The sequence below is a fragment of the Candidatus Brocadia sinica JPN1 genome (assembly GCF_000949635.1).
GTDB lineage: Bacteria > Planctomycetota > Brocadiia > Brocadiales > Brocadiaceae > Brocadia > Brocadia sinica.
Genome location: NZ_BAFN01000001.1, coordinates 2,021,453 through 2,032,594 on the forward strand (window position 1 = coordinate 2,021,453; position 11,142 = coordinate 2,032,594).

At 36.7% G+C, this 11,142-nt stretch carries 15 protein-coding genes; all 15 read right to left on the reverse strand.

The genetic code is table 11. From position 1 onward, the window contains the following. Positions 1-2: 2 nt before the first annotated feature. The 15 genes from BROSI_RS09025 to BROSI_RS09095 all read right to left on the reverse strand — a co-directional run bounded on the left by BROSI_RS09025 (position 3) and on the right by BROSI_RS09095 (position 10,986). Complete coding sequence (locus tag BROSI_RS09025; protein WP_052563425.1) at positions 3-920, reverse strand: hypothetical protein; 918 nt, start codon at positions 918-920, stop codon at positions 3-5. Between the two features lie 152 nt (positions 921-1,072). Continuing rightward, positions 1,073-2,290, reverse strand: coding sequence for a hypothetical protein (locus tag BROSI_RS09030; protein ID WP_200891729.1), 1,218 nt, complete (start codon positions 2,288-2,290; stop codon positions 1,073-1,075). After that, positions 2,262-3,215 (reverse strand): class I SAM-dependent methyltransferase, encoded by a 954-nt coding sequence (locus tag BROSI_RS09035; protein ID WP_052563426.1) that lies wholly within the window; start codon positions 3,213-3,215, stop codon positions 2,262-2,264. Before BROSI_RS09035 ends, BROSI_RS09030 begins: the two co-directional genes overlap by 29 nt. A 132-nt stretch (positions 3,216-3,347) precedes the next feature. Continuing rightward, entirely contained in the window at positions 3,348-4,064 is a 717-nt protein-coding gene (locus BROSI_RS09040; protein ID WP_052563427.1) for a hypothetical protein, read from the reverse strand. Positions 4,065-4,080: 16 nt separating this feature from the next. Further along, a complete protein-coding gene (locus BROSI_RS09045) occupies positions 4,081-5,424 on the reverse strand; it encodes a flippase (RefSeq protein WP_082059131.1) in 1,344 nt (447 codons plus the stop codon). 335 nt (positions 5,425-5,759) lie between these two features. Next, positions 5,760-5,978, reverse strand: coding sequence for a type II toxin-antitoxin system HicA family toxin (locus BROSI_RS09055; RefSeq protein WP_052563429.1), 219 nt, complete (start codon positions 5,976-5,978; stop codon positions 5,760-5,762). Further along, the gene (locus BROSI_RS09060) at positions 5,979-6,197 is read right to left on the reverse strand and encodes a type II toxin-antitoxin system HicB family antitoxin (RefSeq protein ID WP_052563430.1); all 219 of its coding nucleotides are present in this window, start codon (positions 6,195-6,197) and stop codon (positions 5,979-5,981) included. A 337-nt stretch (positions 6,198-6,534) separates the two neighbouring features. Next, positions 6,535-7,050 (reverse strand): nucleotidyltransferase domain-containing protein, encoded by a 516-nt coding sequence (locus BROSI_RS09065; protein WP_082059132.1) that lies wholly within the window; start codon positions 7,048-7,050, stop codon positions 6,535-6,537. A 204-nt stretch (positions 7,051-7,254) separates the two neighbouring features. Next, positions 7,255-7,608, reverse strand: a complete 354-nt coding sequence (locus BROSI_RS09070) for a nucleotidyltransferase domain-containing protein (RefSeq protein WP_200891730.1) — start codon at positions 7,606-7,608, stop codon at positions 7,255-7,257. A gap of 135 nt (positions 7,609-7,743) precedes the next feature. After that, positions 7,744-7,875, reverse strand: coding sequence for a nucleotidyltransferase domain-containing protein (locus BROSI_RS21355; RefSeq protein ID WP_082059364.1), 132 nt, complete (start codon positions 7,873-7,875; stop codon positions 7,744-7,746). Positions 7,876-8,237: 362 nt separating this feature from the next. Then, positions 8,238-8,423 carry a hypothetical protein gene (locus BROSI_RS09075; protein WP_052563432.1) on the reverse strand — a complete coding sequence of 62 codons (186 nt, stop codon included), beginning with the start codon at positions 8,421-8,423 and terminating at the stop codon, positions 8,238-8,240. Between the two features lie 22 nt (positions 8,424-8,445). Further along, a complete protein-coding gene (locus BROSI_RS09080) occupies positions 8,446-8,934 on the reverse strand; it encodes a ferritin-like domain-containing protein (protein ID WP_052563433.1) in 489 nt (162 codons plus the stop codon). Positions 8,935-9,116: 182 nt separating this feature from the next. Continuing rightward, positions 9,117-9,584, reverse strand: coding sequence for an aminoacyl-tRNA deacylase (locus tag BROSI_RS09085; RefSeq protein ID WP_052563434.1), 468 nt, complete (start codon positions 9,582-9,584; stop codon positions 9,117-9,119). Between the two features lie 85 nt (positions 9,585-9,669). Further along, positions 9,670-10,245 (reverse strand): flavin reductase family protein, encoded by a 576-nt coding sequence (locus tag BROSI_RS09090; protein WP_052563435.1) that lies wholly within the window; start codon positions 10,243-10,245, stop codon positions 9,670-9,672. 141 nt (positions 10,246-10,386) lie between these two features. Next, complete coding sequence (locus tag BROSI_RS09095) at positions 10,387-10,986, reverse strand: peptidoglycan DD-metalloendopeptidase family protein (protein WP_052563436.1); 600 nt, start codon at positions 10,984-10,986, stop codon at positions 10,387-10,389. Positions 10,987-11,142: the final 156 nt, after the last annotated feature.

The window sequence follows — 11,142 nt, forward strand, 5'->3', positions numbered from 1 at the left end:
TATCACTTTGTTGAGTTGAATTTATTAGTCGCTATAACTCGAGTTACAATAATTTTTAACAACATTTTTATTTTATTTAGTAAAAATTTATGCATTGTAATCGGTTGTTTGTGTTTGTAGATTCTGCTTATATAATTCTTTGCATTACCCTGACAATGTAAAACATTAAATTTTATTTTATCTTTGTTTTCAAAGACTGACCCATAAGGAATGGTATTAATCCACTCAATCTTTTTTGCCCCATAACGCATCTCATAGAGCAGTTGCCCATTTGTAGGTACATTAAAATTATCATCATATGTAGAATTATTAATTATATCCGTTGTCTCTCCAATTTTGGCGTGTTTGTTCAACCTATATAAACGAAAAGCAGTCATATCACAGACTCCTCCAGGAAGGCCTTCACTTTGACGAATTCTGTAATGATCGACCATTTTGTTGTAATTTTCATTGTCCTTTCCCGTGTACATATTCATAATAAATTGACAGAAATGCTCAAGTGAAGCTGTATTATTCCAAAAAGAACAATGCCCTGAGCTTCCTGTGGATAAAGTAAAATCGAATTCCTTAAATTTTTTAAATTCCTCTTCAATATTGAAGTAAACCAGAACATCGGAATCGGCATGGAAAAATTTTTCAATTGTATTTGATATCAAAAAATCTTTTAAGATAAACCATCTTTGAAAACAAAAAAGCTCAAAATCATAAGGATTAGTAGAAAAATGTTTATAATACCTTTTAAAATTTATTGCATCTCTATCGTACTCTAATATATTGTGGTGATCTATAAAATCATATGTATTGTTACTTTCGTCTCCAATTAAATGTATAACTGTTTTGGGATTGAATTTCTTAGCTTGCCTTAAGCTATAGCCAAGAAAATCTGGATTGCCTTTATGAATAAAAATAATATTATACACTTTGTAACAATTTAGAATTTTGAAATTTTTTGTAAGTGGTTACCTCATAGAACTTAAGTTTTTTGAGGCATTTTAAGTTAAACAATATAAACTATTGATTTATATTTCTTAGCAGGTATTTTTTAAAAACTGAAGTAATGCAAGAGTGCATATTAGAGCAATTCGCACATCATTTGTTTTTTAAAATATGAAAATCCATTTATTTGCAAAGAAGCAATATAAGCTAATAAACTTGTATTTATATTCAACGGTAGGTACCGATAACTGTATGAGGATAAACGATTATCACATTCCTGATATAATACATCCTGTGCAAAAGTGTTCCATCGCCCGTAAGGCATCAAGTCTAATGTCATTCCCGCATGGGCAGAAGGCAACAACATATTAGAGCCATGAACTCCAATAACCAAACGACTTTCAGCGTAAGTTCTGCATGCTTCACGCTCTAAATCTTCGTTAAACTGATTAATTCTTAGGTCATCAATCCACTTAGGAAACTTTGTGGACGTACCTAGTCCTGCAATTGTGAATTTGGCATTTTGTATTTTATTACGTAGGAAGGAAAATAATTTACAAATCTTGTAATTTTGCCAGTAAAGTAAGGGTTTCATACAGTTCAACTTGCGTGCGACTCTTAATGAAAAGTCGTGGCTCCACCAGGGACGATCTTCCCGCCATATAAATGTAATTCTAAAATCTACTCGTTTAAAGTCGTGCTTATCAATTCCTGTAAAGTTTGTAATGTTAAAATCTTTGGGATGTGAGTGAGCACGGCTCACATAAATTTCTACGAAACGCTCTGATTCCTTTTGTATCAACTGGTCCAAAAGTGGGTAATGATTTTGAGCCTTTGAAAGTGGAATATTCACAGTCCATGCTTCGGCGACTCCTTGCGGTACCAACCAACGTAAAAATATTGGTACTATTATTATAAGACCAAATTCTGGATTATTTTTGATGTATGATTCAGCATTTAACAACTTTAGAAGGCTATGTCCATATAGGTAGTCAATACAATTAAGTATAATAACTCTTTTAAACTCTTGAAATTTTTCGACTTTAAATTCAATATCCGAATCCGTTTGGGGATTTTGTAAAGATTTCAGCAAAGGCATTCCAAACCAGCATTTTGGCTTGTCGTCTCCAAACAGCGCATTCTTTCTTAAATCAACCTGATAAGGCATATACAGGGCATGGCCAACTTTCAAATCCTCAATGATTTCAGCATGGCAGTGGCGACAGTTCGATACAACACAAATGTGAATGCCCTGCCACAATACTTTTTTAGGTGTGAGTACCTTGCCACAATAAGGACAATTCGACCGATGCTGAATATCCGGTTTAATCTGGATCAATTTTTTTTCTTCCAACTAGATAATAATTTTCTTTCAGATGATCGATTTCGTAATTCCACCAAAAATAATCTGTTCTCTTTCTTGTCAATTCTACAAAATAATCTAAATTGCTAATCTCTCCAAATTTTTTTTGATAACCGATCAGGTAATATTGAACGTTCGGAACGAGATCAAATATTTTCTTTCTAAAGCTTATAGGGATTTCACTGATAGACCATGTAGCAATAAAAAAATTAGTGTCCATTTGGTCTGATAGTTGTTTTGCCAGTTCCTCGAAATCTGAAAGCAGTACTATACTTTTTTCAATATTTGATGTAGTCTTTCTTGTAATTTTAGATGGGATACCCACGGAACTAATAAAATATTCCTGCAAAGCCGTAAACTCTGGTAAATCAAAGATAATATAACGCCCATTAAAACCTAATTGATGAATTAACCTGCACATACTACCGTATCCAGCACCAAACTCCAAAATTTGTGACATATTTTCTATAGAGCACGATGTCTTTAGAAGTAACTGCGAAAGATGATAAGCGTGATGTATAAGAGTCCCGCTACTTTCTTTAAATGCCCAATAAGGTCTTGGATTTCCAACAGGGGATTCTTTGATCGCTTCCTTCCATCGACTCCAGACAGGAAGTTTTTGCATAAATTTAAGTACTTCAATGGGTGGCTCATAAAGCATCGTGTTTTTTATAACTTTCCAGTCAGTAAAATACCTTGGATCATTGTTCAATATCGATTCTCTGATTTGAGTTTTATTATTAAACCAGCAGGAATCAATTTCTAAATCCAACGAGGTATTTATCTTCGCAAGGCTAGTAATTCTTGAACGAAGATTACTAATTAAAATTTGTTCATCAATAGAAGGTGGATTTAATTTTGTTTTCTTGTATGTAAAATTGAAGAAAATCCTTTTGGCTTTTTCAAAAAAATTCACTGTTACGAACCTCCAATTAATGACCTTAAACCACTCGAACTATGATCATAAAAACACCTTAGTCTTATCGTAGTAGTAACTTCTTGGGAATGTAAAGAGTCTGTAGTCTGAGATATAAATAGATATGGAATGTTATTTTCTATCCAAATTAAAGAGATTATTAGCAATTTTCTTCGGGAATCTAACGCATTTTTTCAAGTCCTGACAAATCAATGCAAGTCCTTTTCTGAAGTTGGTTGTATCGCAATTTTCCCAAAGTTTAGTATTTATCTGTTGACAATATTGTGCAACTATTGACTTTGCGAAGATAGGCACTGCGATTATAACATCTTCAATGATCACAATATACCTACCATTATGTACCGAGGTAAGGGAGTTTGATATCATAGAAATATCCGGCCATTGATCAATCAAATGGGGGCGAGGTGGAGGAGACATAAATAGACGCGCATCATCAATGAAAATAAAATTATCGTATGAAGACTTATTTATTGTCTCAATCTCTTGAATTAATGGACATTCATCCCCTTTTCCATACGACTGGCCTCCACACCAATGGGCGTCAAGCCAGAAGATAGCCGGCGCGCCAATATTAGATAGAATTTCAGGAAGCTTATGCTTGGTATCTCCATACAAAAACTCAATATTGTTAATGTATCCGTATTTTTGCTTGGTTTGTCTATATATGCTATCAGAGCGTTCGATCGTTACAACTTTTTCAAATAATTTACTAGCCCAGTAAGCTGTATCACCAAGAAAAGTTCCTGATTCTATGAACTTTGTAATTCTAAAAGTCCTTCTTAACTCACAAACCAACTCAGTTGGAGGTCCCATCCGAACAATTCCCATTTACATCTCCTGCCCTTTACCTAAACCTCATTTCCCATGGAGTTGCCATTGCTTTTAGCATTATTCTAAGATTCTTTCGTACTTTCTCATGAAAAAAATCGACAAAAAAAACAGTGACAAAGAAAGATGCGATTGTTGCCAAAATTGCACCTCTAGATGCATACCTTGGGATTAACAAATAGTTTAAGCCTATATTCGTTATGGCCCCACTTATGGCAGTAAAAAGAGCATATTTAAACAGATTTTCATTTGTAATAAATAAGCTCTTTGCCACTCCAAAATTTGCAAAAAATAATCTTATGCTAAACAAAGCAAGTAACGCTCCTGCCATTTTGTATTCATTACCAAATAATGTTATTACAATTTGATTTGAAAATACATAAATGGGAATTGCAGTAACTAAGAACAAAAGAAACATAAGACGATAAATATTAAGAAGTCTTTCGTAATAGAGTGATTCATTTTCTACCTTTGCACTCGATACTTTAGGTAAAACGGAACTGTAGATTATCATTGGTATAAACCCGAAAACTTCAATTAATCGCATTGCTGCCGAATATTGCCCTACTTCTGTATCGCCGACCATTTCACCAAGCATAACCTGATCAATCCTTGCTTGAATATAAATGGCAATTCCGGATAGAATCAGCGGCCAACTATCATTTACCAGCATTTTCGATCGAGAAATGGTAGCAATCCATGTTTTTACATAAAATCCGTTGATTCGATATACTATTACAAGTCCTACTGATCCAATGACGATTTCTGCCAACCCCGCCCAGGCGAAAACAATAAGCGGTGCTTTCACAAGGATTAAAACAATCTTGACTAGGGTAATGAGTAAAAAAGCTACATTTTTAGCATATACTGTATATTTTGACTGAACCTGCGATTGAAACCAGAAGTCTATGACATCGAATGCCTGAAAAATCATTCCTGCTGCCGTGATGCCCACCAGCCAGCGGGTCAGGTTCTCGTGAGGACGTAACAAGGAAACAGCTACCACTGCTAATATGAGTGTTGATACACCTCCTAAGAGCTTGAGCACAAAAGCAGTTCCAAGTATTTCTTCCTTGCAAGAAGGGTCACGCACAATGTTGCGAACCACAATCCCATCCAACCCCAGGGTGGCAAATGTACTAAATAGTGCAACAAAGGAAAGTGCATAGTTATAAAGACCAAATTGCTCTGGCCCAAGATACCGGGCAACCCATACCCCAACTAGCAACCCCACGCCCATACGTAGTATTTTATCGACAAAGAGCCACCCTGTGTTTGCGAGTATCTTTTGTAAGGCAGTACGACCCTCTAACCGGATACTAATAAACTGTGGTAGGAGTTTAGTTAAAATATAATTCATTACGATTTTGGAAGTGACTGATTTTCGAAGGTCAAGGTTGAGATTGAAAAGATATTAGGTTAAGGCTAAGGTTGAGTCTTTTTTTTCTGAAGAATAAGTAAACAGTAAGAATCAAGCAGTCGAGAGAAAACGGCTGATTTAAAATTTCCTTAATCTCAAATCTGATAGAGGAATCGGCACGAAAAAATATATCCACTTTTTGCAGTTTTTTCATTTCCCCTTTTCGTTAACGACAAAAGAACGTTGCCATTTCAAAGGAGCGGAGCAACTGAGAAATCTTAAGATTCCTATAGTTATTATTTACTTCTTCGATCACAATATGGAAACAGTGCATATTACTTAACCTTTAAGAATTCATCAACAGTTATCCCGCTTTTCCTTATTAATCCCCTTAATAAACCAGGCGCTAATTCCTTATGATTAGGAATCGATAAGGTTGGTCTTGACTCATGATACAATATCATGTGACTGCCGGTTTGATGGTCAAGGACATAGCCAAACTTCTGAAAAATTTTCGTTGCTTCTTTACCAGAAATGTTGGAAAGAATACCCATTTAAACAGTAACCTCTCCCAGGAATACCTCCTTTTCTTCTATGACTTCAAATCTCCCGTGTTTTTTTTCTACCTCCAACCACCCCCTGATTGCGTCTTTGATATTATTTAATGCCTCGTCTAATGTCTTGCCCTGACTCATGCATCCAACAAGTTCAGGCACATCAACTACATATCCATCATATTCTGAGTCATAACTTATTATAACCTTAAATTTCATAATTACCTCCTTGTGCTTCTTTTCTCATAGGATTTCTTTTGTTAACAGGAGACGTGGAGCCATCTTGTAAGTGGTATTATGTAAATTTGTAAATTGTAATGAAGAAATAGTAAGTTGTAAAATAGGAAATCGAACCCGAGTGTTCCAAACACTTATCAAACTTAGTTTAAAGTGGATAATTGACATCTCCACTCCCAATTTACGCTATAGGGTTTCTGGCTATCCTCTTCACAATAATTTCGCACTTGTTCATCTGTCTCCTTTATTCAATTGCTTCATAAATAAACAAGTTATTTTTCTTATCTTGATAAACCTTATCATTATTTGGGTGTCTGATCTAGCTATGGTTCCTTAAAAATCGGCAAAAAGATTCTATCTCTTCTATAAATTTTTCTAATACAGGCTCAAAATGGATAGACAATGCCTCTAGCCTTTTCTCCACAATCTCCAGCTGCCATCGTGTACCGAAGATACTAAAGTCTTCCATCTGAAATATAGCTTCGTCGAGTAAAGCAGCATACCTGTTTTGATCTCTGATAAATACGGGTATCCCAAGGACCATTGCATTATAATAAAGCATAGGTTTTCTGAAATCCAAAAAGACAGGGATGATATTTACCTCTAACTTTATTCTTCCCATGAAAGAAAGTGTTATATCTGTTATCTTCCTAAAAACCTTATCTTCGTCATCTGTTTCAGAGAAAACGATAGCAATATCTACATCCGAAGTTTCTTTTGGATATCCTCTTGCCCATGAACCATAGAGAAAGGCCATTTCGATTCTGTAAGTGTCAGCGGTTTCTTTAAAATAGTTTTCCAATATGTTTTGTAGCTCACGCTGTGAGTATAACATGTCTGTTAGCTTTTAGTGGACAGTAAACAGTAGGGATAGACAGAAAACGGGTAAAGGGCATAAGGCTTAAAGCAAAGACGAAACTGTTCAATGAGTGCAAACCGTTCAAGCCGGTGAGAAAACAGATAAAAAGGTTCAGGTTGAGAGTAAGACCTAATTTTCATTGACATATTCCGCAAGCCTGCAAACTGACGACCTACACATCTAATCGGCAAAAATCTTTCTCATCCATTCACGCATTTTTCGTGCGCTCTGCAATGCCCTTTCAGCATCTTCTCTTTTCATAAATAACACCTTTCCGGTTCTGGCTATAGCGGTCAAAAAGGAAAATTTTTCCTGCATAAGAGCATGAAATTCATCGGGGGTATAAACAAATAAATCTATTCCGACCGTCGGTTTGATTATACGAGATACTTCCAATATCCTGTCTAAAGGCCGTTTTGTTGTCTTTTTGACTATAAGCAGGTCAATATCACTCCATTCGTGAATATCCCCCCCGGACAGAGAACCAAAAAGAATTACCTTCTCCAGCCCATAATCTCTTTTGAGGAGTTCCACAATACGGCTTAATTCTTCTTCTAACAGATTCTTTCTCTATTCAACGGTAAATAATTTCATTTCGAGACCTTTGAACTTTTTATATTTTCATCGAGTTTCATAGTTTATTTGGTCTATAGAAATTTTTCCAATGGACTATTCCTTTTTGTAAATGATATCGAATACCTGGTACTTCGTCTGTATCGGGACACTGCCTTCAGTAATGAGAAGTAAATCGATATCGGAATTTTCGAGAAAATCACCTCTTGCCTTTGATCCATAAAGTATTGCCTTCTTTTATAACAGGATAATTTAACTGGAATATATTTATCGCATCGGTCTTTTTCACCTGAAAATCTTCCTATGGCAAAGTGTATCCTTTATAATCAAGTGTGCCTGTTATCCTTGTCACACTATAAGTCACACTATAAGTATTTATTACATCATAAATATTATTTGACGAAATATTTACAAACAGATAGCCTGGGAAAAGAGGTAGATCGACAAATTTTACTCTTTCTTTGAGGTATAAGAGATTATTGTTTATAACAACAAACGTTTATTTTTTTAAACGTTTACTATTTAAAACATTTCTAAATAAAATATCAACATAAAAATTTAAAAAAGTTTAGATTCATTTAGTGCAGATATTATTCCATGCACCTTTTTAACTCCTCATATTTTTCTTCAAATTCTTTTTCTTTACAACGGCTCCAATAATATTCTGCCTTACTCAATGCCTTATCTGGAAGCATCGCCATTATTTCTTTGTTTGAAATAATTTCTATCAAATCACTTGGCAATTCAATTTTTATTTCCTTTAATTGTTTTACCAAATTGTTGTCTAAAGGATTTTGGTTAATATACCTCCATCATCCATGGGATATCTTCGCTGGCAAAGCGGATTGTGCCTTCTGTCAGATAATTATATTCTGTCCTGAATTGTTCATAATGGGATAATTCCATGTCTGCAAGCGTTTTAAAAATCTTTCGATCATTTTCATCGGTTGAGATTTCGAAGGCCTTTTTATAAAATTCATACGCCCTCCATTCTGTGTCCATAATAACCTTAATGGACTCCCCAAATGATGACGTCCTGGGCGGTGTTTCAGGGCGGACAATCTTGCTTTCCCCGGATTCCTGTACGGTGGGTGTTTGTTGGAATTTCTCCTGATAATACGACAGAAGATATTCGTAGTGCCTTAACTCAATGGCAGCCATGACCTCAAATTTTAAGCGCGCTCCCCTGTCTCCCATCTGGAGCGCAAAATTGGAGTAAAGCCGGCTTGCCTTTACTTCTTCTGAAATGGCCGTTTCTAAAATGCTTTTGATATCATTCATCGCCATGTAATTTCACCTTATTGAAACATCAGTGTAAATCAGAGTCCAGATGCATTTTTGTGTAAGTTTTTTTACCTCCCCTTCCATCCCCTCCTTGCGAAGGAGGGGAAAGAGGGGTGGTCAATTTGGTTGCGGCTATGCTGCACTAGGTAATAAAAAAACCTCTGTGCTTCTGTGGTTTGTAGTTTTTAGGTTTCAACGGAAAACTCCATTACCTTCGGTTTCACCAGCCTCTCGAAATCCTTATAGGCCATCCTGACCAGTTCCCTGTGTGAACCTGCGTTGAACGCTATCTCTTTGTCTTCTGTCAAACTTCTTGCCACAAAAACATCCACTCCATAAAGATTGCCAAAAGGCGGCATGGCGCCAATTTCGCACTCAGGAAACATATCTTTAAATTCCTTCTCATTTGCGATTTCAACTCTACCCGACCCCGTTGCCTTCCTCAAAAGGTCAAAATCCACTTTATAGGAAGCCGGAAGAACGGCCATAGCCATTTTTCCATCGGCTTTCACCATGACCGTTTTGGCCAATTCTTTCCCCGGAATATGGGCAGATATTGCAGTTTCCTGGGCTGTAAAAGCACGGGAATGACTGATGACAATGTACTTAATGTTATGACTATCCAAAAATTCTTTTAATCTCTTCGCTGGCATAGGAACCTCCTTCCTAACAGAATGTTTCTATCTTATTTGTTTCTGTGCGTTCTCCGGGCCCTCTGTGGTAAATAATTACCCTGCATCAATGGCTTTTCATCTGCTTGCCTATAAAAAATGCCTTACCAAGATATTGACCAACCCCATAATACGCCCGATTCTCCGGAGCATATAAAACCGGATGAACTTTTTCTATATCAAGGGCGCCATTTTCTCCAAGCACGGATTCTTCAGCCTTGACATCCATGATCTCCCCAATAAACTGGGTATGTAATCCTATTTCAATGGTGTGAATCAATTTACACTCCAGGACAAGTGGAAACTCTTTAATATAGGGGGCATCGACAAGGTCGCTCTTAACGGGGGTAAGTCCGGTGACGGAAAGCTTGTCTTCCTTTCCTCCTGACGCAATCCCGAAATAATCGGCCTCTTTGACGTGGACTTCAGAAGGAATATTTACCGTAAAAGCCTTTCGCTCTACAATATTTCCATACGTATACGTGGCCTTCCTGACAGAAACTGCTACCGCTGGCGGACTGGAACAACAAAGCCCTCCCCATGCCACGTTCATTACGTTTGGTTTTCCAGCCTTATCGTAAGTGCCTACAATAAAAACCGGGGCTGGGTATACAATCGTTTTTGCGCCTAAAGATTTTTTCATGATCTTCCTCCATGTCTTGAATAATTGTAAAAAGTTTTCAAAATTTTATAACCACTCCCCTTTTCCCTTTTTCGCCAGGGGATGAAAGGGAAGTCTTCCCCTTGATATTGAGCAACTACATCTTATCTAAGGGATAACTCTTTACTGCTCTACTTTGTGTTTACCATCGATAAACTCCAGTGGGTTACAAAGGGTAACGCTCCTGCAATCGCTTATCTTTTCCCAGTCAAGCCTTTCATAAGGGAAAGATTCAGGCAACCATACCATAGAAATGTGCACGTGGGAAGGAATTTTTACCCGCTTCTTTCCGGTATCTGCGATCGCAGCAATCGGATCTCCTTCATTCAGGATTTTCCCTATATCAATGCCGTGGCAGGGATTCGTGTGGCCATAGATTGTATACAGTTTATTTCCCTTATTATCACACATGTCGTGGGCTACATAAACGGATTTTCCGAGAAAATCATCACCAATGTGGACAATTTTCCCTGCATACATTACCGGAATCATTGTTTTCTTGTCAAGGCTATGATATTGACCTGCTTTATCCCGGTAAAAACAGAAATCTAAACCTTCGTGAGGCCTGCGGCGGACTCCCCCGTCTCCCCACCATTTACAAGGATCTTGAAATAACATGCCAGGATAAAAAATCCACTCTTCAAACCCGGATTTATGAAGGTCATTATACCGTGTCAAAAAATCACTGAAACGTGATTTTCTCAGGACAAGTCTCTGATTCATACATATCCACCTTCATTTCCACTGCAAGCTCTATTGACTCCAACCTATTGACTAAAATATGCTTATACCAACCGGACGTTTCAGAAATTTTTGCCGATAAAATTGTTATCAAATTGAGCTTGATTTTCCGGGTAGTATAATACAATAATTAAGTAA